Consider the following 22,566-nt stretch of genomic DNA (forward strand, 5'->3'; position numbering starts at 1 on the left):
ATACAGCCCAGACGCAAGCTCGAGATATGGCACACACCTGACTCTCCTGCTGCTTTGTCTCTGCTTCAGCTTCCCTTTTGACGAAGCAGCCTGGGGTATTTCACCCATGATCCCGCATCACAATCTGATCATGACCATTCAGCCAACCAACCACAGCCTGACAGTTGAAGATACGATCACATTCCCTCACACATCGGCTTTTCCTGACATGCTCGAACTAGCCCTAAACAAAAACTTGATCATCGATGAAATCCTGTTCAATGACTCCGCCTTACAACTTCAAAAAATTATACAAACACCACAATCTCCGGATCAAGAAAGTGAACATCGACTACATATTCCTCTCTTTGATTCACAATCCAAGAGCTCTCTTCCTACGATCAAGGTTCGCTACCATGGAATGATCGCCGATCACCCACGAGGTGCTCCAGGTCTTCGCTTCACCACTCCGGATAAAACCACGGGATATATTGGCCCCGAAGGCGTCTACCTCACCTCGGAAACCCAATGGTACCCAACCACTCCTCATACCCTTGCGACCTTTCAGGTCAATTCGACCGTTCCTTCTGGGTGGGAAACGGTCACACAAGGAAAGGAAACGTCTCGTACCGTGACTGAAGACAGGACCACGTCGACGTGGAGCATCCCGAATACAAGCGAAGCCCTTACTCTGGCCGCAAATCATTTCGTCAAACAGGAAAAGGTATGGGAAGGCATTACCATCGCCACCTATCTCTTTCCAGAAGATGCCCAATTGTCTGATCAGTACCTGGAGGCCACGATACAATACCTTGACATGTATACCAAGTTATTGGGACCGTATCCTTTTTCTAAATTCGCCGTGGTCGAAAACTTTTTCCCCGCAGGAATTGGACTGCCCTCTTTTACGTTACTCGGCAACCGAATTATTAAACGCGGGTACACACAGCCCTATTCTCTCGGCCATGAGATTGTTCACTCATGGTTTGGCAATTCAGTCTTCAACCATTTCTCGGAGGGAAACTGGGTTGAAGGACTGACCACGTATCTTTCAAATTATTACTATGAAGAGGTGCATGCCTCAGCAGACACCGCGCTGAAGAAACGTCAGCAGATGTTTTTCGAATATAATTTATATGGAACGCCGCCACATGAATACCCGGTCAGGCAATTCCATCACAAAGAAACTCGCGTCGACAATGCCATTGGCTACCAAAAAACCGCCATGCTCTTTCATATGCTGCGCCAAGAAGTCGGAGACGCCCACTTCTTCACGGGTATTCGAATCCTTGTCAAAGAATGGACTGGGAAATATGCTGACTGGAACACGATTGAACAGATTTTCAGTCACATCACTGGCAAAGACCTTCGCTGGTTTTTTCAACAGTGGGTCGAGCGAACGGGGTCTCCTTCCTTGAGCATTACACAAACAGACGTACAAGCCGATACTGAATACCCTGGGCAATTTCTTGTGAACGTCACGATCGTTCAAGAGGAGCCTTTTTATCGTCTTCGACTTCCGACCGTTCTTTACCTTGCCGATGGAACACAATTCGACACCGTCATTTCCTTGAACGATGACGTACAAACGGTAAGCCTTTCTGCTCCGTCTCAACCCACCCAACTCGTCATTGACCCAGACTTTACGGTCTTGCGGCGGATGTCTCGAGCTCAAATGCCTCCCATGCTCAACGCCTGGGTGACCGCTCAAAACCAATCAGTACAAATGGACGAGACAAATTCGCCAGAAATACAAGAAGCCTATCAACCAATCCTGCATCGATTACGTTCCCAGAGCTCCTCAATTATGTCTGAAACTGAGACGAATGTTCGCCTGCCACTTCAGGAGAGCTCATTCCTGGTCTTGGGGCATCCGCTCAAGAGTGACCTCGCACGACGGGGACTGACTGGTTGTGGTGACGAGGTCCAGGTTGGCGATGACTGGATTTCCATTCAAGGAGAAAAATTTGAAGGACCTGACATTGCTTGGCTCGTGACATGCCCCAATCCAAGTGACCCAGACCATGTGATGAGCGTGTTTCATGGATTCTCTCCATCAGCAATTTCGCGCGTAGCTCGACTCCTCTTTTTTTATGGTTGGGATAGCTATCTGGTCTTTCAACATGGAAACGTTCTCACACGAGGCCTTTTCGATCCTCCCATGAAAAATCTCACTGTTTTATTGAATGCAGCATAAGGAGAACCCATTGAACGCCATTCGAATTCACAACACATCCTTAACTCTCTACGGCTACCTCATGGCGATATTGATCATGGTTTTACCTGTTTCTCCTGGGGAAGCCAAAAACGCGTCACCGCCATCAGCCGAACCACACCTCAAAAACATTCGGCAACTCACGACTAACGGCAAGAATGCAGAAGCCTACTTTTCTTTTGGCGGGAATACCCTGGTCTTTCAATCCACCAACGATCCAGAATTAAAAACACCCTTGCCTTGCTACCAAATTTACACCATGGACTTAGAGGGAAAAAATCAACGACGAGTCAGTACTGGTTACGGCGGGACCACATGTGGATATTTTTTTCCCGGTGACCGTCGAGTGCTGTTCTCTTCTACTCATATGCGCTTTCCGAACTGTCCTCCGGCTATCAAACGAACAAAACACTATCGATGGGCATTAGACGACTATGATATTTTTTCGGCTCACGTCAGCGGCCTGGACCTCCAACGTTTAACCGCATCTCCTGGTTATGATGCCGAAGCAACCATATCTCCCAACGGCCGCACGATTGTGTTTACCTCCGTGCGAGAGGGCGACCTCGATATCTATAGCATGGAGATAAATGGAGCCAACATCAAGAAACTGACTCACCAGATTGGATACGACGGTGGGGCATTCTTTTCACCCGACAGCACACGCATCGTCTATCGCGCAAGCCATCCTGACACACCTGAAACCCTCAAGACGTACCAAGACCTCCTCGCCAAGAATATGGTCGAGCCTTCAAATCTTGAAATATTCATCATGAATGCTGATGGGTCAGATCAACATGCGATTACACAGAACGGGGCGTCGAATTTTGCGCCATTTTTTTATCCTGACGGAAAACATATCATATTCTCATCAAACGTCTCTTCGAAATCCGAAGCCAAAGATCGCCCGGCCTTCCATCTTTACTCCATCAACGATCAAGGTGAAAAGCTGGAGCAAATCACAACACACGGACATTTCAATAGTTTCCCCATGTTCTCTCCGGACGGATCGAAAGTAGTCTGGGTCTCTGATCGAAACGCGTCAAAACCTCGTGAATTTAATGTGTTCCTTGCTGATTGGGTCCCTTGAACACGATGGACCGTTTCAGCCATTCTGACTGAACTGGAGTGATTGCATCATTTCTTCATTCTTTTTTTAATCTCGATACGCGTCCCTCCGTTTTAAGCAGGGTCCCTTCTCATATCTCTATATTGGTGTGCGTCATCGCCTCCATTGTTCTTGTGGGAGGGATCAGTGCACTGTCACAGATAGACTTTCCCATCATTCAGTTCATTCGTGCCACACCCGTCCAGGTATTGGCACAGCTTGGTCAAATCGGCAATCGACTCGGACACGGGTCAACGTTGGTGATCATCTCTCTGTTTGTGTTTCTTGCAGGGTATCTCTGGAAAAAGAACAGGCTGAAGCAAATCGGCGTGCAGACGCTTGTCGCTCATGGGATCTCGGGACTCATCACGCAAATGATCAAACATTCGATAGGCCGTCCCCGACCACGACTTGCGCATCAGGATCACTGGCAAATTGGCCCCTCCTTCCAAAGTGGGTTAGATGCCTTCCCGTCAGGTCATTCCTCCGCTTCATTTGCTGTCGCAGCAATTATTGCGAGACATTTCCCACGATACGCATGGATGCTCTACGGAGGCGCGGCCTTTGTCGCACTCAGCCGAATTATTAAGGGATCCCATTTTCCATCTGATGCATGCGTTGGCGCGTTTCTAGGCTATGTCATCGGCCATATCCTGGCACGCCCTATTCGAAATTGGCGTCCCTCCCTTATAGAATCCCTCGCAACGGGCCTGCCATTTTTTGTGACAGGACTAGGACTCTTCTGGATCGCTGTTCACAAACCTGACTTGGATATTTTATATGACATCATTCTTGGGGCAGGTATTCTCGTGATGGCCGTTGGATATGGGATTCGACTACGAACACGTCTATCCGTACAAAACACCCCAAAACTCATACAAATAAAGCTCACCACAAGTTCCCTGCTCATCGCCTTAGGCATCGCCTTGTGTTCAGGATCATTCTTGATCACCACACTGGCCACCCTATCTGGTGTCGCCTGGTGGGTGGTACGCAGCCATCAGATTCACACGGCCACCGAGAGTCTTCATGACAAAGACTTACGACGTCCAGATAACTTATTGGCAAAAGAGGTACTGCTGGGATTGGGAGCTTTGACCTTAGTAGGACTGATCCATCAATTACGGGGAATACTCCCGCTGGTGTCATGAAGAACGAGAACACGCGATAAAGACATGACAGGGCATGAAAGACCAGGTTATAGCCGTTTCAGTTATGCCGAATCGGTGGAATATCCATTTGCTAAATTTAGATATCCACTACGTGATATACAAGGTCAATTGCTGCAGAGCATCCATGCGGGTATAACCTTCCGATGTTTGAGGCGTAGTATTTCGCTGTCTTGGCTACCTCTCATAAACGGGTCAGGATAGAGCCGAGTTCAACGTTGGATGCTTATTCGATACATTAGGTATTACCCAGAAACGCAGCCAAGGTCACCAACTGAAGTTAATTGGATTCGGTATAATCTTTTAGACAGTGAATGTTGTGGGGCTCGCTAGAATTTTTCTTCAACATCAAAGTATTCGTCATCAAAGTGTTTTTGCGCCACCCCGCTCGTCATGGCCGCTTTGGCCACAGCCTTGGTGACAGCAATATGAACCGTAGGGTCTAGAGGACTCGGCACGATTTCCCCACCTGGTGTCGCATCAACGATAGCCTGAACTGCGGAAAGCAGCATCAGGTCGTTGATTTTCGTGGCTCTCGTTTCAAGCGCACCCTTAAAAATTCCCGGATAGGCCAGCAAGTTATTGACATATCGTCCATCAGAATAGAAAGCCGCTCCAGCTTTCATGGCCTCGTCCTCGGTGATTTCAGGAATGGGATTACTCAGAGCTAAGATGATTTGTTGTTTTTTCACCAACGTGGGCGAAATCAATCCTTTCACCCCTGTCGTTGAAATCACCACGTCGCAGCGCTCCATGACCTGCTCTAACGTTGCACTGTTCTGACGAAAGACCTCAAGGCGTTCGACCGCAGCAGGATTCTTATCGCAGCACCAAATCGTCCGATTCGTATACGCCATGATCAACCGAGCAATGGCACTTCCGGCAGCACCGAGCCCAATTTGGCCAATCTGTACCTTTTCAAGATCTCCCTTGACGATACGGCAAGCATTGATCACAGCAGCCAGGCAAACCACGGCCGTTCCATATTGGTCATCATGCATAACGGGTATACTGAGCTGTTTGACCAACGCGGTTTCAATCTCAAAACATTCCGGCGCAGAAATATCTTCTAAGTGAATCGCTCCAAACCCTGGGGACAATCGTATAGCCGTATCAATAAATTCTTGTGAATTGGTTGTGTCGATCGGGATCGGGACCATGTTATAGCCGGTGAATTTCCTAAATAGTGCCGCCTTCCCTTCCATGACCGGCATCGCCGCCAATGGACCAATATTCCCCAATCCTAAGGTTCGACTCCCGTTCGTCAACAGCGCGACAGTATGATGGACCCACGTGTAATTGTACGCTTCGCTTGGATCTTTCTGAATAATTCGGCAGACATCAGCCACGCCTGGCGTATAAATCGCCCGCATATCATTAATGGTCTCAATCGGATGGTTGAGTTCCATCTTGATTTTCCCACCCAAATGTCGCTCAAGGACCTCATCAACGATCTGCTCAACTTTGGTTTTCTCTAATGCTCGAATCGCCTTAAGGATTTGAGCAAAGTGCTCTCGATCAATGGCAATAATGGTGACATCTCGCCAGATATAAAACTTGCCAAGCTTGCGCGTCTTCACATCCCCAATACTGCCGCCTTGCTCTGAGATCGCCGACACAAATTTCGCTAAAACCCCAACCTGGTTTTCACTCTTGTAGCGGACCATCCGAATGAATTCGGTCTTTCCGCCTTGTGCCGCCCTCATTTTCTTGGATGCCATGATCTAAGATCTCCGTATATTCTGACTGCTCATGTTTTCAGACACATCCCTCTTGTGGCTGATCTTTGAAGCAGACAAGCAAGTGGTTCGGATACACAACGTGCAGGAAAGCTACTCGGTGAGGGGAACAAGAATTATTGGATTCATGGAATAGCGTGAGGATTCACCAAAAACGTTGTATGAATTGGTAACAACTTCTGAATGAAAACAAGGTCAGAAGATATAAGACACAATTAAGGGCAACTTTTGTTTGAATAGACCTTAATTACATTCAGCATATCGTATAGTGCTACTAGAGACAAGGCCTTGCTCGACGTACGCCATATTGCTCATTGTGAATCATTACGAGAAACAGCCCAAGAATGCCGTAGACTCTTCACTCGTGTCTATGATCGAGTCACCCAGAGACTGCGCAAAGCAATCAGGCATCACGTTTCGAGAAGTGAAAACCACACATGCTACTTCTTTTGCGAAGGCGGACTCAGAAGCAGAGAAAATCCGTTGCGTTCTTGCATCAATAGATAATCAGACGCTGATTCGGGCAACTGGGGCCGTAGGTGTGACTGTAAAACAATGGCCTTTTGACCGGACACATTTTCATGTGGTTCAAACTTATGATCTTCGCCAGGATTAATTTGATAGACTTTTCTCTGCGCGTAGAACCCTAACGACGGACGTTTCCGTCCGAACTGAATCAAACGATCTTCCGGCTTCAAATTCAAACCAGCCAAAGAGGCTAATTGTTGTGGAGGGTCAATAAAATAGGAATGAAACTTAGGAAGTGCAAACACCACAACCACGAACACCAATACAACCATCATACCTCCGGCTACGCCAAATCCATAGAGGCGCGTCTCTTTTGAAGCAAGAAGGTAGCGGAGCCCCATGGTTCCCAGAATCACAAGAAAACCCAGAAACACAGGAATGACCTGGACCTCCATTTGACCGGCAGCCGGGAATTCTTTGGTAATTTTATCAATAAATGTTGTATACACGGCTGGAGCAGCGGCTAACGCTAATCCCAAAGCATATCCAATCGTGATAAGTAACCTTTTTGACGTCGTTAGGCCTAGCGGGGATTGCTCTTTCAAGCATCGATCCCAATAGAGCGCAACAAGAATAGCTGATGCTGGGAATAGAGGGAAAATATAGTGAGGTAATCGCGTCGCTGAGAGAGTGAAAAAGATCAGCAGCCCCACAATCCACAATGCCGAAAATATCGCAAGTCTTTCCTCTGAGGTCCCATCATTTGCGATCGTACGAAACGATGCCATCCCTTTTAAGGTGTAATAGAGCGGCATGGGCAGAAATGCACTCCAAGGGAAAAACCCTAATAACAAAACGGGAATATAGAAAAGAATCGTTCCACCATGACCTTCCATCGGGTTGGCAAAACGCCCAGTAGTATTTGCTTGAGCTGCAGTAATATAGGCCTCCCCATGAATGGTAAACATCGCGATATACCATGGTGCCGCAATCAAACCCACAAGAAGTAAGCCAAGCAGCGGATAGCCTTTCTGCCAATAGGACTTCCATTGTCCGGTCAGGCTCAGGTACGGAATAATCCCTAACAAGGGAATAATCATCCCCACCGGACCTTTGGCCAGCATGGCGCAAGCAATTCCCACATACAAACCGAAGAACGTCCACCGCTTGGATTGATCCGATTCCATGCCGAGCCAAAAGCTATAACTGGCCAACGTCGTAAAAAATACTAATTCGGGATCGGTGAGCACCATTCGGCACACACCAATCATTTCAAGATTCAGAAGAAGCATGAGGGCACCCAAGGTGGCAATTCGCGCCCCCCCAACCTTGGAAAGAAACCCATACTGCAACAGGATCAGTCCGATACCAAATACTGCCGAGGGCAATCTGGCTGAAAATTCATTCACCCCAAACACGGCATAGGAAGCACTGATAATCCAATACACAAAGGCCGGCTTGGCAAATCGTGGCTCGTAATTGAGCGTGGGAGATACCCAATCACCGGTTTCCAACATTTCTCTTGCCGCCTCAGCATTACTGCCTTCGTCTCGGTCAGTCAGGCCCAGCCCACCAAGATTTACCAACAGCAGAAGACTGGCAAGTACAAAAATCGCTAAAACATTTCTGAATGACGAATTGAAAAGCTGGTCGGATGATGACAATGAACAATTACCCATTTGAGACTTGTTTGCGCCCTTGATAAATCAGCATCAAATTTCGTGCATAGACAAAACTATTTGCGCTATTCCCTAATATAAGAATTTCATCCCCAAGATACAGAACGTAGGCCAACGTCATCACGGCCCCGGCAAAACTCAAATACCAAAATAACAACGGCATATGGCTTTGAGCTCTTCTCTCAGAAGCGATCCACTGAATAATCCATCGTGAGAAAAACAGGAGCACTCCGAAGAGTCCAACACATTTCCAGGCAATTTCCTCTCCGGTCATACTCGAAAAGTAGGTTTCAACTGCAAGCCAAAGGCCATCAATCATTGTCATAGTTTCACCATTGGAAGAGGAAATGTCCTAACGAAAAGAACGATTTTGGCTGAAGAGGGAGGAATTAGGTGTTTTCGTTCAATGAATTCTTTAAGATACGGGATGAAACGTGATTCGTCACATGTTGCTGATCGCGAATCTGATAGTTCAAACATCGACTCTGCATCCAACGTACGGCAAAGAGATCATATAAACTGGTGAACAGTCGATTACCCACTCCATACTTTGACAGTCCATGAACTCGAGGAAAATGTTGAACGGGTATTTCTGTCACCGAGAAACCATACATTTGGGCTAATGCAGGGAAAAAACGATGCATGCCCCGAAATAATGGAATCCGGTCGAGAACCGATCGCTTAAACACTTTGAGCGAGCATCCCGTATCCTGAATCCCATCATGAATGACCGCGTTACGCACGCCATTGGCCAAACGGGATGACCACCGTCGAATCAGATTGTCATTTCGTCGTTGACGTCTTCCACACACCACGTCGTACTGATTCGCGAGAGGTAATAGCTTGCCAATATCATCAGGGTCATATTGAAGATCGCCATCTAACGTCACAATCCACACCCCATTGGCATGCCGAAACCCTGCATCAAATGCGGCTGTTTGCCCATAATTACGATCAAAAGAAATGACCCGAATTTCTGAATATTCATGAACAAGGTCTTGAAACAGACGGTCACTGCCATCCGTGCTTCCATCATCGACAAAGATAATCTCAAAAGGCGCAGTTTTGGTTTCTTCTCGTCTGGAAAGAAACGTGAGCAGCTGGCGAGACAGAGGAGTAATATTTTCTCGTTCATCCTTCATCGGGATGACAACTGAAATCCACGGATGCGAATCGTCAGAGATCATAAGAAGATCGGCTGCAACATCACGGACTTTTTTGATTGAAGAACGTATTATAGCGAATCCAAATCATGAGAAGCAGGTATGCTTGGACACGATAGCCAGGAAAACCACGATTTTTTGACATGCCTCAAACGAGAGCGTTTGAATAACCCTGCTGAGGTTTGCTTTAGAAGTGTCCAAGTCCAGTCGAGCCAGCCTGACTCACCCAGCGTAATTACCCACATCAAACAGTAGAAGGTTATACCCGCTTGGAGGTATTGAGCATGATTGACGTGTTATCTCACGTATTGGCTTTCAATATTATACAAGTTGGCGATTTATCGTTTCGGTATAACTGAATCGGCTATAACTCATACACACATTGATCAAACAGATGCCCCTGACAAACCAACCTAACCTATCTGATGACAAAGGAAGGGAAACTGAGGGTAGTATGTACAGACCTCCGCACGTCAAGCAAACTAGCACGACCCCAGCTCATGAACGCGCAAAGCGTGGGCATTTTACTGGATCTCAAGAAAGACGGTCAAACCCAGTGGCTCAGGCATACCCCCATGACTAAGAAACGGTTTGCATAAAGCAACAAGTTGACCACAAATTTGACGCTCATGTATGGTGAAGGTCTTGTTCATACATAAAAGATGGGGGAATATCTGCAATGACCGAACAAATCATGCAAGCCTATTTGAACGTCGAAAAAGCCATGGAAAGCTACAATGACGTCCTGAATGAATACGTCAGCAAATTGCACAAGACTGATGGACCTGATAGCACGAAACTGGCGAGAATGAAAGCGGGAACAAGAGCCATGCGGGATAGCAGTGGAATTTACTTATCATATGCGAAGTTTGTGGCGTATGGTATGCCAGAGAGCGAAGACCTCATTGAAGATGACATCCAAGCCTAACCTTCTCCTGCCTACATTGTGCTGTTCATGATTTCTGTATGAAATGTTAGTCCACAATAGTACGGAATCTGGTCGGGGCGAGCCGATTTGAACGGCCGACCTCTCGCACCCCAAGCGAGTGCGCTACCGGGCTGCGCCACGCCCCGACGACAATCATTTCTCTATAACAGCACCAATGAAAACTGAACATGGATGTACTTACAACGCATCAAAGCAAGTCATGCTCTTTTTTGTTAAGCTACACCAACCTATCGATCATCAAGCATCTTAAGAATATTCTTTAATTCAGTTTTGGCTTTTTTGACTCGCTCCCCACTGGCGCTTGGGACATTCGAACTACGCTTCCGACGGTACCAATACCGTTTCAATCCTGCAATGGTATAACCCTCTTCGTAGAGCATACGCTTAATTTCTATCACAGTCTCAATGTCAGCTTGGGAATAGACCCGATGACGTCCTTGACTTTTTTTTGGTCGAAGGAAGCTAAACTCAGATTCCCAAAATCGTAAGACGTACGCCGGAAGCTTAGTAATACCGGCGACTTCACCAATCTTATAACACGTCTTTCCGGCTTGCTTCGTCTCCACACTCATCAGGACTATCACCGAAGAGGCATACACGCCCCTCGAAATCTTATGAGTTTACATGCTTCTTAAATAACTGGCTCGGGCGAAACGTCACGACACGTCTTGGGGTAATAGCAATTTCTTCACCTGTTCGTGGATTTCTCCCCTTACGTTCCCCCTTACTTCGCACAATAAAGTTACCAAATCCTGCAATCTTAATGGCTTCCCCTTTCTTCAGACTTTCCTTGAGAATGTTCAACACATCCTCAACCCGGTCCATCGCTTCTGTTTTTGAAAGCCCCACCTTTTCACAAATGATGTTGGCAACATCAGCCTTTCTCATAATCCCCCTCAACCCCTAGTGTAGTGGTTAAAAAATTCGTGTATAACCGAAGAAACATCTCTTGTTGCTCTGGAGATGATCATCAGTGAGACATGCATCTTATTTTTAAGGTTTTTCGGTTCACTACACTAGTTGACGATGGATGTTCGTGTTGGCTCGCCTCAAGAACTTTATCTGAGGCTTTTTTCAAACGTACAGGCGATTTTATGAAATGTCAAGGAATAACAACAACTTACCATTACTCAATCAATCGCCTCCAGAGAGGGACTTTTAGAGGGACCGTTCCTCCTGCAGCAACTTATATTCTATGCCATCAACTAATGCCTGCCAGCTTGCCTCAATGATGTTTTCAGAAACTCCAACCGTTGACCATTTGCCCTTATGATCACCAGACTCAATTAAGACGCGAACTCGAGATCCCGTTCCCTGGCTTCCTGACAATACTCTAACTTTATAGTCTAAGAGCTTCACATCTCGTAATTGTGGGTAGAATTTTTCAAGTGCTTTTCGCAGGGCATTATCCAACGCATTGACCGGACCATCCCCGATCGCAGCGGTATGTTCCACAACCTCTCCAACTTTGACCATGATCGTGGCTTCAGACATGACCGGTTGCTCATTCGTTTGTCGTTTTTCAATAATGACTCGACAGCCCAATAACTCAAAAAATGGCGTATGTTCACCCAGCGCCTTCTTGACCATGAGCTCAAAGGATCCTTCAGCTCCTTCAAACTGATAGCCTTCATATTCACGGTCCTTCAAAGACGATAAGAGGCTTTGCACATGTGCATTGTCTTTTGGCAGCCTCAACCCTAACGTTTCAATTTTTCCAAGCACCGCACTTCTGCCACTGTTATCAGAAATCAAGACACGTCGGTGATTACCAATATCTTCTGGTTGAACATGTTCATATGTTAACGGGTTTTTTTGCACAGCATGAATATGCACGCCACCTTTATGGGCAAACGCGGTATCGCCAACGTAAGGTTGACGTTTATTGGGCAGGAGGTTCGCAATATCCGAAACATACATGGACACTTTTCGAAGTTGAGCTAATCGTCCATTCTCTAAAACCGGCATGTTCATTTTTAATTGAAGGTTGGCAACAATGGAACAAAGGTTCGCATTCCCACACCGCTCTCCAATGCCATTGATGGTTCCCTGTACTTGCCGTGCACCGGCATTGACAGCCATGATGGAATTTGCAACACCCATTTCCGCATCATTATGGGCATGAATGCCGAGAGGCACAGAGCATTCAGCCTTGACATGTTCAAAAATTTCCTTAATCTCCCACGGCATTGACCCGCCATTGGTATCACAGAGAATGATACGTTCGGCCCCGGCTTCCGTCGCTTTTCTCAAAGTTTTCATCGCATAGTCTGCATCTGTTTTATATCCATCGAAGAAATGCTCGGCATCGTAGAACACGCGACGCTGTTGGTCACAGAGATAGGCGATTGAATCACCGATCAGTTCAACATTTTTCTCTAGTGACGTTCCCAAAGCCTCCGTCACATGTAACGTCCAACTCTTTCCAAATAATGTCACGGTCTCGGTCTCAGCTGTCAACAGAGCTTGGATATTTGGATCATTCCGTACGGCATTATCCGCTTTTCGTGTGGAACCAAATGCCACAACCGTTGCCTGACTCAATGGTGTTGTCTTGATGACTCGAAAAAACTCAATATCTTTTGGATTGGCTCCTGGCCATCCTCCCTCAATGTAATGAATGCCTAGCTCGTCAAGCTTTAACGCAATATGGACTTTATCCTCGACGGAAAAGCTGACATCTTCGGCCTGCGATCCATCACGCAAGGTGGTATCGTAGATTTCCAAGAATGGCTTAACTGGGGAATGATCTGTCATGTTTAATGTGTGTTCGACACCCATCCATGAACGTCATTATTGAGGAGTGGTTGGGTCTTTATCCAATTCAAATTCATTATGCAATGACCGTAACGATAATTCTAAATATTTTTCTTCCACGACACAGGACACCTTAATTTCAGAGGTACTAATCATCATAATATTGATGCCTTCACGGGACAGTGCCTGAAACATACGAGCCGCAATGCCTGAATGCGACCGCATACCCACTCCTACGAGTGAAACCTTGGCAATATCCTCTTTAACTTCAACCTCACGTGCATTGATCATCGCCGCCACCTTTTTAACAATGGTCAGCGCTTGAGTAAGTTCGGCTCGCGGAACAGTAAACGAAATGTCTGTTAAAGCATCTTGACTGATATTTTGAATAATCATATCGACATTGAGGCCTTCCGCAGCCACAGCCCCAAACACTTGAGCGGCAATCCCAGGACTATCCGGCACACCCACAACGGTCAACTTCGCTTGATTCAGATCTCCGGCAACCCCAGAGACGAGTACCTTCTCCATATCAGCGTGTTCCTGCGTCACAAGTGTTCCCTGCCCTTCTATAAAACTTGATTTGACTTCAAGCGGCACATGATGCCTGGCCGCGAACTCCACAGACCGTGCTTGTAAGACTTTTGCTCCCAAACTAGCTAATTCTAACATTTCCTCATAGGAAAGTACGCTAAGCCTTCTGGCATTCGGGACCACATTGGGATCTGCGGTATACACACCGTCAACATCCGTATAAATCACACATCGATCTGCTTTTAAGGCCGCAGCCAGCGCAACAGCGGTCAAATCGGAACCACCTCTCCCAAGAGTCGTCACATCTGACGACTCATTAATGCCTTGAAAGCCTGCCACAATCGGGATGACCCCATCTGACAACGCGACTTTAACTCGGTCTGCCGCAACTCGTGAAATCCGAGCCTTCGTATGAGAATTGTTCGTCACAATCCCGACTTGTCGACCAGTAAAGGATTGAGCAAGAATCCCGCGTTCCCGTAACGTCATCGCCATTAACGAAATGGTGACTCGCTCTCCAGAAGACAGCAACATATCTAACTCCCGTTCGTCCGGAACGTCGCAGACTTCGCGCGCTAACCGCAGAAGACGATCGGTTTCTCCGCTCATCGCTGAAAGCACCACGACGAGTTGATGGCCATCACGAGCTGTTCGCTCAATCAAATCAGCCACGGCATGGATTCGCTCTACACTTCCAACGGAAGTCCCACCGAACTTCTGAATAAGTAATGCCATCAGGAGGCCTCTGTCGCGAGCATCCGTGCAAGAATCCTCGTGGCATCTCGAACAGGACCTTTGACCGCATGGATTTCATCAAACAAGAATTGTGACTGCGTATGCCATGCCTCGAAAGGTGAATACAACGCATAGGGAGTTGGGGAGAGCATTGACACCTGAGCGTCTTCACCAGCGCGACTTCCAACGACAAGTAGACGACAATTGCCCTTCTCAGAAAATGCTTGAATAAGAGGACCAACGACCTGCGCATCAAACATTTCTATCGTATGAATCGCTGCCTGCATATCAGTTGTTCCTTCGGTATTGGGCATGGGTACATGCAAATACACGATGTCTCTCGTCTGAATTTCAGCCAAACATAATTCCACATATTGACTCAGGTCATGCGAATCATCTTCCGTATGGCTCAGAGGATTCAGCACGTCCATACCTGCACTCATTGCAATGCCTCGATGCACACTTGAAGGTGAAATGGTGACATTTGGAATCGGCCACCGGTCTTTCCATTTAGGCAATTCAATCGCCTTACCAGGCCCCCACAACCAGAGACAATTTGCTGGATTGATCGCTGCTTGCTCACGTTCTTGATTGACTGGATGATGCCGAAGAAGAACGCGGGAGGCTTCCATGAGCTCTTGAACCACATCCGCGCCTTTCCCAGATGGGAGGAATGGTTCAATCGTTCGCCCACGAGCCGCCCGAGGATCGTAACAGCGACAACGGCATGGACTTCCAATCCACACCATTAAATGGCGATGTCGTTCACCAGTATAGAACTGAATCGCTTCGGACCCAAGTTGTTCATTGGCAATGGCAATCAATTCCTTCGCATCTTCTGTGTCGAGACCTCCGGCCTCCTCGTCATCCAACGTGAGGGAAGGTCCTAGTTTTTTGTCATACCCCCGCCCATTGACTGAACCCAAGGTCACGAATTGGCAAAGAAATGCCATATCATGTGGTTCAAGAACAATGTCCAAGCTCGCGGCTTCATAAGGCCCGAGCCCAGAATAGTATCGACTGGGGTCATATCCAAGCAGAGACAAATGAACCACAGCACTTGAGAGCGGAATAGTTTGGGACGCCAGAGTCAGCGTGCCGAATTCTCCCCGGCTCGCCATCTCGTCTAAGTTTGGGGTTTTCGCAACTTGCAGAAGCGTCTGTCCATCAAGCTCCGGAAGAGCATGAGACGTGAGACCATCACCTTGGACAATGATCGTTTTCATTGTCAATCACAGATCTCTAATCAAGAATGAAATGACGTTGACTCACCAGGACTCCTACCTAACACCAGAATCTTCACAAAGACAATACCGCAGCAACTTCTTCGCGAGTCGCGCGAACCGTTAATGGTTGCGCCGAAATATTCATCGCCGTATCAGGATCTTTCAGACCATGTCCCGTCAATGTACAAACAACCGTCATGCCATCAAGCAAGTGATTCGCCGCTTGCAACTTAATCACGCCCGCAACAGATGCCGCAGAAGCCGGCTCACAAAATATTCCTTCTTCTCGCGCCACCATTCGGTAGGCTTCGAGTATTTCGTCATCGGTCACCATGTTGATCAGACCATCTGACTCCTGAACAGCATTCATCGCTAATTGCCAACTCGCCGGATTTCCGATCCTGATCGCCGAGGCAACTGTTGCTGGATTCTCAATCACATGTCCTCGCACAATCGGAGCCGCTCCTTCAGCTTGAAAGCCCATCATCTTCGGCACACTTCTGACTTGACCGGCCGCATGATACTCCTGGTATCCCTTCCAGTAAGCCGTAATATTTCCGGCATTTCCTACCGGAAGCACATGAACCGTTGGAGCCTTTCCCAATTGATCACAGACTTCCATGGCTGCCGTTTTTTGACCTTCTAATCGAAAGGGATTAATGGAATTCACCAGTTCAAACTCGTCATCTCGACATAACTCCTTCACAATATTGAGTGCTTGATCAAAATTTCCTTCGATTTGGATAACCTTGGCCCCATGCATGATGGCCTGCGTGAGTTTCCCAAGTGCGATATTTCCCGCAGGAATTAACACATACACTGGAATCCCCGCCTTCGCGCCATAGGCGGCAGCTGCCGCAGACGTATTGCCTGTTGAAGCACACATCACGGCTCGTGCTTTTTTTTCAAGTGTTTTGGAAACAGCCAACGTCATCCCCCGGTCCTTAAACGAACCGGTGGGATTGGCTCCTTCAATTTTCAAGTACAGCTCAACCCCTGGACAGATACGTTGAGCCAAACGCTTCGTCTGAACTAACGGGGTATTGCCTTCTTGTAAGGAGACAATGGGGGTCGAGTCACTCACCGGAAGAAACTTTCGATACTCTTCAATCACTCCGCGCCAGGGAATCATACATTCACCATGATTTCACTATTCACCATCATGACTCGCACCTTCTATTCGCAGCAACATCGGCGCTTCCGAGACAAATGGCATCCGCGTGATGGTTTGAATCGCGGCTTGAACCGAGCGCTCTGAAGAACGATGCGTCATAATGACTAAAGGAACGGTTTGACCCTGTTGCCGTCCCTTCTGCAACACTGAGGAAATACTAATATTCTGCGCTCCCAGAGTACTTGCGATTTGAGAAAGAACGCCAGGTTCATCTACGACCATGAACCGTAAATAGTACATACTGGAAATTTCTTCGATGGGTCGAAGCCGAATAGGAGCACGGTGCTCCCACTGATAGGAAGCAACCGGCACACGACCAGCAATGTTCTTGAGCCGATTTCTTGCAATATCAACAATATCACTGACCACGGCGCTGGCCGTCGCAAGAGATCCAGCACCTTGCCCATACAGCACGACATCTCCAACGGCATCCCCGACGACATGAATCGCGTTATACACCCCTCCAACCTGGGCCATTGGCGAGGTCGAAGGCACAAGAGTTGGGTGAACTCGCGCTTCGATTTCATGATCGAGGTACTTCGCAATGCTTAACAATTTAATCGTATAGCCAAACTCACGAGCAAACTCAAGATCAAGCGTCGAGAGGCGTGAGATCCCTTCGGTATGAATGTCTTTGATATTGACTGTTGTGCCAAACGCCAAATTAACCAAAATGGCAAGTTTGTGCGCAGCATCGACACCCTCGACATCAAATGTCGGATCAGCTTCGGCATAGCCTTCGTCTCTGGCCCTCTGAAGCACTTCCTCGAATCCTTTGCCATCTTCCGTCATTTTCGTCAGAATATAATTCGATGTCCCATTCATGATTCCGAACATCGAGGTCACGGCGTTTGCGGCCAATCCCTCCGTCAACGCTTTAATAATCGGAATTCCACCTCCGACACTGGCTTCAAAACCGAGGTCAACCCTTGCCGATGCTGCGGCATGAAAAATTTCTTCTCCATGCACGGCTAATAACGCTTTATTGGCTGTCACGACGGATTGGCCATTTTTTAGGGCCTTGAGGATAAAACGCTTAGCTGGATCATAGCCTCCAATCAATTCGACAACAATATCGATATCCGCATCCTCAAGGACAGATTGAGCATCCGTGGTTAACATGCCATCTGGGAATGAGAGCCCACGATCTGTTGTAATATCTAAATCTGCAATTCGAACAAGCTCAATCGGTACGCCAACCCGCTTAGCAATCAACGAGGCATTGCCCAATAACACCTTGGCCACGCCACACCCGACAGTCCCTAACCCTATCATTCCCACCGTGACTCTGGATTTCATCGGCTCGCATCCCCAAGTTTAAGGGCATGTTTCATTCCTCGAACGGCCTGATAAATACGATGTTCGTTTTCCACAAGGGCAAAACGCACATATTCATCACCTCCTTCTCCAAACCCTATACCTGGAGAAGCGGCCACTTTTGCCTCACGCAATAATAACTTTGAAAACTCAAGCGACCCCAGACCTCGAAACGCTGGAGGAATACGTGCCCACACGAACATGGTCGCTCGAGGATAGTCAACCTCCCACCCGATTCGATTCAAACCATCGACCAGCGAATTACGTCGTCGCTTATAGCGTTCCACAATATCCCCTACGCATTCCTGTGGGCCATTCAAAGCAATGATACTCGCAATTTGGATCGGCTGAAACATTCCATAATCCAAATAACTTTTAATTTTTGTGAGTGCACCAATCATCTCTTGATTGCCTACACAAAACCCAACTCGCCACCCCGGCATATTATAACTTTTTGACAAAGAATAAAACTCGACACCGACCTGTTTGGCTTCTGGCACCTGAAGGAGACTCGGGGCTCGATATCCATCAAATACGAGATCGGCATACGCTAAGTCATGAACCAACCACACTTCATTTTCTAATGCAAATGCGACAATCTTTTTAAAGAACTCCAAATCCACCACACTCGTCGTAGGATTGTGTGGAAAACTCATAATGAGTATCTTGGGACGCGGTTGAGTTTGACGGTAGACCCGCGTGAGGTTTTCGAAAAAATCTCCCGCCGCCGGGTTCAACTCGACCCCGCGAACCTCACCTCCAGCGATAATCACGCTATACATGTGAATCGGATACGTCGGGGTGGGCGTCAACACCACATCCCCTGGGCCGACCATCGCCAGCGCCAGATGAGCCAGGCCTTCCTTCACTCCCAATGTGGCAATCGCTTCGGTTTCTGGGTCTAAATCAACATCGTAGTTTCGCTTATACCACCCACAAATCGCATGACGAAGCTTCGTAATCCCTCGTGATGCCGAATACCGGTGATTTCTTCCATTGCCAGCCGCCTCAGTCAGTTTATCAACAATGTGCGAAGGTGTCGGTTGATCAGGATTTCCCATTCCTAAATCAATAATATCCTCTCCACGCTGTCGTGCCTCCAGCTTCAGCGACTGAACTTGGGCAAATACGTAGTGTGGCAAACGCTCAATTCGATAAAATGGTGTCATCAAGTATGTCCGTAAAAAACTTGCAAGATCATCTGAGAAGAAAGTATTTCTCCTTGTTTTTCCAACAATTTTGTATTTTAGATCAGCTGATTCAAGCAGTCAATTTCATTTCATACAACCGACAAATGCACGAAGACAGAATGAAGACGAAAGCCTAAACCCCATTCATTTTCTTGCAGCCATATTTTCACTTCTGACATAATGCATTCCCCTTTATGTGATTGACAAAGATTTCAAGCAACAAGAGGAAATGGTATGGCCAGACTCGGCGTCAATGTAGACCATGTCGCGACCCTCCGACAAGCCAGAGGAGGACATGAACCAGATCCCATTACGGCTGCCACACTGGTTGAGTTAGCTGGGGCCGATGGAGTGGTCGTTCATCTTCGGGAAGATCGACGTCATATACAAGATCGCGATCTCACACTTTTAAAGGAAATCGTTCATATCCAATTAAACCTGGAAATGGCTGCTGACGAAGCCGTGGCAAAAATGGCGCTCAGCATCAAGCCTGACATGGTCACGCTCGTCCCTGAGCGACGCCAGGAACTCACTACTGAAGGAGGCCTGGCCGTCGTTGAACGCAAAGATCGAATCCACGAGATGATTCAACTGCTCCATGATGGGGGAATCCCTGTCAGTCTGTTTATCGACCCTGACCAGCAACAAGTACGTGCCGCACACAAAATTCAAGCTGATTCCATCGAACTTCATACAGGACGATACGCCAACACAAGAAATAGCAAAGACCAACAGACAGAATTCGAAGCCCTTGAGCAAGCCGCCAAGCTCGGATACAAACTTGGCTTAGGTGTCAATGCCGGCCATGGGCTCACGTACCACAATGTGCAGCGATTAACGAAAATCCCTGAAATTCTTGAATTCAATATTGGCCACAGTATTATCTCACGTGCGGTCTTTACCGGCCTGGAAACAGCTGTTCGGGATATGAAAGCCTTGCTCAATCCACTTCCCTGAAATAGTCAGCATCAATTTATTACCCACAACCAGGCAATCCCGACTTCTAACAAATCATGCGTAATCCCAACTTCATTCCGACTCCAGTTGGGCCAACGACTTTCCTTCCCCTTGTCACGGCCTCTCAAATGCAGGCGCTTGATCGACGCACCATAGACGAAAGCAACGTATCCGGAAGCCAATTAATGGAACGAGCCGGAAAAGGCGTCGTTCAAGTCCTTGAGCAACAGTTTGGATCACCTTCGGGCCAACCGATCTCGATCGTGTGCGGGAAAGGCAATAATGGCGGGGATGGTCTGGTCATTGCCCGGCTATTAAAACAGAAGCGCGCAAAAATCCAGGTACTTCTTCTGGCTCACCCTAAAGAACTGACCCAAGATGCTCTGGGCATGTATAAACGCCTACGGAAAATCGCGCCCTCTTCAATGATTAAAATAGAACCATCGGAAGCCATCATTCAGACCTCGACCCACAAGGCCTCTCTTCTCATTGATGCAATGTTAGGAACTGGGCTGTCATCGACTGTCAGAGAGCCCTATCTCACAGCCATCAACCACATGAATGACGCACAAACCCCAATCGTTGCCGTGGACATTCCATCAGGAATTCATAGCGATACTGGAGAGGTGCTAGGAAATGCAATCGAGGCTCATACCACAGTGACATTGGGATGCCCCAAGATCGGTCTGTACCTTGGAAAAGGCATCAACCATACGGGAAGCATCACCACTGTGGATATCGGGATTCCTGAAGCCTATGTCAAGGAATTAGGATCATCGCTTCACCTGCTGACTCCAGAGTCTCTTGCGGCACTGCTTCCCAGGCGAAACCAAGACTCCCATAAAGGCACATATGGGCATATCGGATTGATTGCTGGCTCACCTGGAAAGACTGGATCCGCAGCCTTAGCCGCTCGAGCCGCGCTACGAACTGGTGCTGGCCTGGTCACAATCGCTACACCTCGATCTGGCCAGTCAAGCCTTGACGCAAAACTATTTGAAGCCATGACATTGGCCATGCCAGAAACCAAGGCTCATACCCTCAGTCGCACCGCACTCAAACCTCTCCTGACGTTTGCCAAAGAGCGAGATGCTATTGCGCTTGGACCGGGAATCAGTACTCATGCAGAAACTGGAAAGCTCATCAGGCAATTGTTGCCGTGCCTTAAGCAGCAGTGTGTCATTGATGCCGACGGGCTAAATATTCTTGCAGGCCACCTTCAAGTACTATCTTCCTGCAAAAGTATCCCAATCCTCACACCGCACCCAGGAGAAATGGCCAGACTCCTTGGCCAGACCTCAACTAAAACTGTTAACCAAGACCGTCTCGGTGTTGCATTGAAATTTGCGAAAGCTCATAAGGTCATTCTTGTACTGAAAGGAGCTCGAACCATCGTCGCACATCCAAATGGCCAGGCAGCCATCTGCACGACGGGAAATCCCGGAATGGCGAGCGCTGGTATGGGTGACGTCTTAACCGGTGTGATCGTGAGCTTTCTTGCCCAAGGCCTCTCTCCCTGGAATGCGGCACGTACTGGAGTCTGCTTACATGGACTTGCCGGAGATTTAGCCGCGAAACGGGTCGGACAAGCTGGATTGATCGCCAGCGATCTCATTGAATATCTTCCACACGCCTTACAAAATATATTCTCAGGATGCGAAGAGTGCACACCTTCATGAAACCGGGTTCCATGGAGAATGATGAAGGGAATGTATGGACCACTCGCCTTCCATCAGTTCAAGCCACTGAATCATTAGGGCACAAAATTGGCCAACAACTCACCGGAGGGGAGATCATTGCTCTTAAAGGAGAACTTGGCGCAGGAAAAACCGTATTCGTAAGAGGGTTGGCATCAGGAATCCTTATCGATTCAGCCGTAGTCACGAGCCCAACGTTTACACTCATTCATGAATATCATGGACGTCTTCACCTGATCCATGCAGATCTCTACAGACTGGAACTCCCCCAAGAATGGCTAGCCCTTGGACTTCAGGAATACTTCCATTCATCCTCGGTTGTGGTGATCGAATGGGCGGAGCGGATGGAGGACGATTTACCACTCGATCGTCTTGAAATTTACCTCGAGCATCAGCAACGATCATCCAGAAAGGCGACCCTAAGGTCTACCGGACCACAAAGTCGAGAGCTCGTCTTAAAGATCTTGGAATAATTTCGTCCTCATTTCCATAACCAGTATTTTGGAAAGA

Annotated in this window: 19 protein-coding genes and 1 tRNA gene; 7 read left to right on the forward strand and 13 right to left on the reverse strand. The window is 47.7% G+C overall.

Going from position 1 to position 22,566, the window contains the following annotated elements; translation table 11 throughout:
* Positions 1-106 precede the first annotated feature (106 nt).
* Genes ACWQXP_RS13335 through ACWQXP_RS13345 form a run of 3 tightly spaced genes read left to right on the forward strand, consistent with a single transcriptional unit; the run spans position 107 to position 4,453 of the window.
* The gene (locus ACWQXP_RS13335; RefSeq protein ID WP_454063368.1) at positions 107-2,176 is read left to right on the forward strand and encodes a M1 family metallopeptidase; all 2,070 of its coding nucleotides are present in this window, start codon (positions 107-109) and stop codon (positions 2,174-2,176) included.
* Between the two features lie 10 nt (positions 2,177-2,186).
* Positions 2,187-3,284 carry a hypothetical protein gene (locus ACWQXP_RS13340; protein ID WP_454063369.1) on the forward strand — a complete coding sequence of 366 codons (1,098 nt, stop codon included), beginning with the start codon at positions 2,187-2,189 and terminating at the stop codon, positions 3,282-3,284.
* A gap of 38 nt (positions 3,285-3,322) precedes the next feature.
* On the forward strand, positions 3,323-4,453 hold the full coding sequence (locus tag ACWQXP_RS13345) for a phosphatase PAP2 family protein (RefSeq protein WP_454063370.1): 1,131 nt from the start codon (positions 3,323-3,325) through the stop codon (positions 4,451-4,453).
* Positions 4,454-4,800: 347 nt separating this feature from the next.
* Here the strand turns inward: ACWQXP_RS13345 and ACWQXP_RS13350 are convergent, their stop codons facing one another.
* The 4 genes from ACWQXP_RS13350 to ACWQXP_RS13365 form a co-directional block, all read right to left on the reverse strand.
* Positions 4,801-6,192: an NAD-dependent malic enzyme gene (locus tag ACWQXP_RS13350; protein ID WP_454063371.1), complete on the reverse strand. Its 1,392-nt coding sequence runs from the start codon at positions 6,190-6,192 to the stop codon at positions 4,801-4,803.
* 458 nt (positions 6,193-6,650) lie between these two features.
* Positions 6,651-8,357, reverse strand: coding sequence for an ArnT family glycosyltransferase (locus tag ACWQXP_RS13355; RefSeq protein WP_454063372.1), 1,707 nt, complete (start codon positions 8,355-8,357; stop codon positions 6,651-6,653).
* Positions 8,350-8,682: a lipid-A-disaccharide synthase N-terminal domain-containing protein gene (locus ACWQXP_RS13360; RefSeq protein ID WP_454063373.1), complete on the reverse strand. Its 333-nt coding sequence runs from the start codon at positions 8,680-8,682 to the stop codon at positions 8,350-8,352. Before ACWQXP_RS13360 ends, ACWQXP_RS13355 begins: the two co-directional genes overlap by 8 nt.
* Before the next feature lie 64 nt (positions 8,683-8,746).
* Positions 8,747-9,544, reverse strand: a complete 798-nt coding sequence (locus tag ACWQXP_RS13365; RefSeq protein ID WP_454063374.1) for a glycosyltransferase family 2 protein — start codon at positions 9,542-9,544, stop codon at positions 8,747-8,749.
* 655 nt (positions 9,545-10,199) lie between these two features.
* Between ACWQXP_RS13365 and ACWQXP_RS13370 the strand changes: the two genes are divergently transcribed.
* Positions 10,200-10,448, forward strand: a complete 249-nt coding sequence (locus tag ACWQXP_RS13370) for a hypothetical protein (protein WP_454063375.1) — start codon at positions 10,200-10,202, stop codon at positions 10,446-10,448.
* A gap of 69 nt (positions 10,449-10,517) precedes the next feature.
* Here ACWQXP_RS13370 and ACWQXP_RS13375 read toward each other — a convergent pair.
* The 9 genes from ACWQXP_RS13375 to ACWQXP_RS13415 all read right to left on the reverse strand — a co-directional run bounded on the left by ACWQXP_RS13375 (position 10,518) and on the right by ACWQXP_RS13415 (position 19,381).
* Positions 10,518-10,594 (reverse strand) — tRNA-Pro (locus ACWQXP_RS13375).
* Positions 10,595-10,696: 102 nt separating this feature from the next.
* Entirely contained in the window at positions 10,697-11,041 is a 345-nt protein-coding gene (locus ACWQXP_RS13380) for a MerR family transcriptional regulator (protein WP_454063376.1), read from the reverse strand.
* Positions 11,042-11,081: 40 nt separating this feature from the next.
* Positions 11,082-11,357 (reverse strand): integration host factor subunit alpha, encoded by a 276-nt coding sequence (locus ACWQXP_RS13385; protein ID WP_447969143.1) that lies wholly within the window; start codon positions 11,355-11,357, stop codon positions 11,082-11,084.
* 270 nt (positions 11,358-11,627) lie between these two features.
* Entirely contained in the window at positions 11,628-13,250 is a 1,623-nt protein-coding gene (cimA, locus tag ACWQXP_RS13390; protein ID WP_454063377.1) for a citramalate synthase, read from the reverse strand.
* Positions 13,251-13,262: 12 nt separating this feature from the next.
* A complete protein-coding gene (locus ACWQXP_RS13395; RefSeq protein WP_454063378.1) occupies positions 13,263-14,495 on the reverse strand; it encodes an aspartate kinase in 1,233 nt (410 codons plus the stop codon).
* On the reverse strand, positions 14,495-15,721 hold the full coding sequence (locus ACWQXP_RS13400) for a hypothetical protein (RefSeq protein WP_454063379.1): 1,227 nt from the start codon (positions 15,719-15,721) through the stop codon (positions 14,495-14,497). The genes ACWQXP_RS13395 and ACWQXP_RS13400 overlap by 1 nt, the downstream gene beginning before the upstream one ends.
* A 73-nt stretch (positions 15,722-15,794) precedes the next feature.
* Entirely contained in the window at positions 15,795-16,853 is a 1,059-nt protein-coding gene (gene thrC, locus ACWQXP_RS13405) for a threonine synthase (RefSeq protein ID WP_454063380.1), read from the reverse strand.
* A gap of 18 nt (positions 16,854-16,871) precedes the next feature.
* Complete coding sequence (locus ACWQXP_RS13410) at positions 16,872-18,194, reverse strand: homoserine dehydrogenase (protein ID WP_454063381.1); 1,323 nt, start codon at positions 18,192-18,194, stop codon at positions 16,872-16,874.
* Positions 18,191-19,381 (reverse strand): aminotransferase class I/II-fold pyridoxal phosphate-dependent enzyme, encoded by a 1,191-nt coding sequence (locus tag ACWQXP_RS13415; RefSeq protein WP_454063382.1) that lies wholly within the window; start codon positions 19,379-19,381, stop codon positions 18,191-18,193. The genes ACWQXP_RS13410 and ACWQXP_RS13415 overlap by 4 nt, the downstream gene beginning before the upstream one ends.
* A gap of 255 nt (positions 19,382-19,636) precedes the next feature.
* On the opposite strand from ACWQXP_RS13415, the gene ACWQXP_RS13420 reads away from it, so the two are divergent.
* From ACWQXP_RS13420 to tsaE, 3 genes are read left to right on the forward strand one after another with little or no spacing between them, the layout of a single operon-like run.
* A complete protein-coding gene (locus ACWQXP_RS13420) occupies positions 19,637-20,359 on the forward strand; it encodes a pyridoxine 5'-phosphate synthase (protein WP_454063383.1) in 723 nt (240 codons plus the stop codon).
* 56 nt (positions 20,360-20,415) lie between these two features.
* The gene (locus tag ACWQXP_RS13425; protein WP_454063384.1) at positions 20,416-22,038 is read left to right on the forward strand and encodes an NAD(P)H-hydrate dehydratase; all 1,623 of its coding nucleotides are present in this window, start codon (positions 20,416-20,418) and stop codon (positions 22,036-22,038) included.
* Positions 22,035-22,529, forward strand: coding sequence for a tRNA (adenosine(37)-N6)-threonylcarbamoyltransferase complex ATPase subunit type 1 TsaE (gene tsaE / locus ACWQXP_RS13430; RefSeq protein WP_454063385.1), 495 nt, complete (start codon positions 22,035-22,037; stop codon positions 22,527-22,529). The genes ACWQXP_RS13425 and tsaE overlap by 4 nt, the downstream gene beginning before the upstream one ends.
* The last annotated feature ends 37 nt before the right edge of the window (positions 22,530-22,566 follow it).

The organism is Candidatus Nitrospira salsa (assembly GCF_965152625.1).

Excerpts from the sequence above, each read along its gene's own strand:
- ACWQXP_RS13385 (WP_447969143.1), bottom strand. The coding sequence starts at position 11,357 with ATGAGAAAGGCTGATGTTGCCAACATCATTTGTGAAAAGGTGGGGCTT.
- cimA (WP_454063377.1), bottom strand. The coding sequence starts at position 13,250 with ATGGGTGTCGAACACACATTAAACATGACAGATCATTCCCCAGTTAAG.
- ACWQXP_RS13415 (WP_454063382.1), bottom strand. The coding sequence starts at position 19,381 with ATGACACCATTTTATCGAATTGAGCGTTTGCCACACTACGTATTTGCC.
- ACWQXP_RS13400 (WP_454063379.1), bottom strand. The coding sequence starts at position 15,721 with ATGAAAACGATCATTGTCCAAGGTGATGGTCTCACGTCTCATGCTCTT.
- ACWQXP_RS13335 (WP_454063368.1), top strand. The coding sequence starts at position 107 with ATGATCCCGCATCACAATCTGATCATGACCATTCAGCCAACCAACCAC.
- ACWQXP_RS13380 (WP_454063376.1), bottom strand. The coding sequence starts at position 11,041 with ATGAGTGTGGAGACGAAGCAAGCCGGAAAGACGTGTTATAAGATTGGT.
- ACWQXP_RS13420 (WP_454063383.1), top strand. The coding sequence starts at position 19,637 with ATGGCCAGACTCGGCGTCAATGTAGACCATGTCGCGACCCTCCGACAA.
- ACWQXP_RS13425 (WP_454063384.1), top strand. The coding sequence starts at position 20,416 with ATGCGTAATCCCAACTTCATTCCGACTCCAGTTGGGCCAACGACTTTC.
- tsaE (WP_454063385.1), top strand. The coding sequence starts at position 22,035 with ATGAAACCGGGTTCCATGGAGAATGATGAAGGGAATGTATGGACCACT.
- ACWQXP_RS13365 (WP_454063374.1), bottom strand. The coding sequence starts at position 9,544 with ATGATCTCTGACGATTCGCATCCGTGGATTTCAGTTGTCATCCCGATG.
- ACWQXP_RS13355 (WP_454063372.1), bottom strand. The coding sequence starts at position 8,357 with ATGGGTAATTGTTCATTGTCATCATCCGACCAGCTTTTCAATTCGTCA.
- thrC (WP_454063380.1), bottom strand. The coding sequence starts at position 16,853 with ATGATTCCCTGGCGCGGAGTGATTGAAGAGTATCGAAAGTTTCTTCCG.
- ACWQXP_RS13350 (WP_454063371.1), bottom strand. The coding sequence starts at position 6,192 with ATGGCATCCAAGAAAATGAGGGCGGCACAAGGCGGAAAGACCGAATTC.
- ACWQXP_RS13370 (WP_454063375.1), top strand. The coding sequence starts at position 10,200 with ATGACCGAACAAATCATGCAAGCCTATTTGAACGTCGAAAAAGCCATG.
- ACWQXP_RS13410 (WP_454063381.1), bottom strand. The coding sequence starts at position 18,194 with ATGAAATCCAGAGTCACGGTGGGAATGATAGGGTTAGGGACTGTCGGG.
- ACWQXP_RS13360 (WP_454063373.1), bottom strand. The coding sequence starts at position 8,682 with ATGACAATGATTGATGGCCTTTGGCTTGCAGTTGAAACCTACTTTTCG.
- ACWQXP_RS13395 (WP_454063378.1), bottom strand. The coding sequence starts at position 14,495 with ATGGCATTACTTATTCAGAAGTTCGGTGGGACTTCCGTTGGAAGTGTA.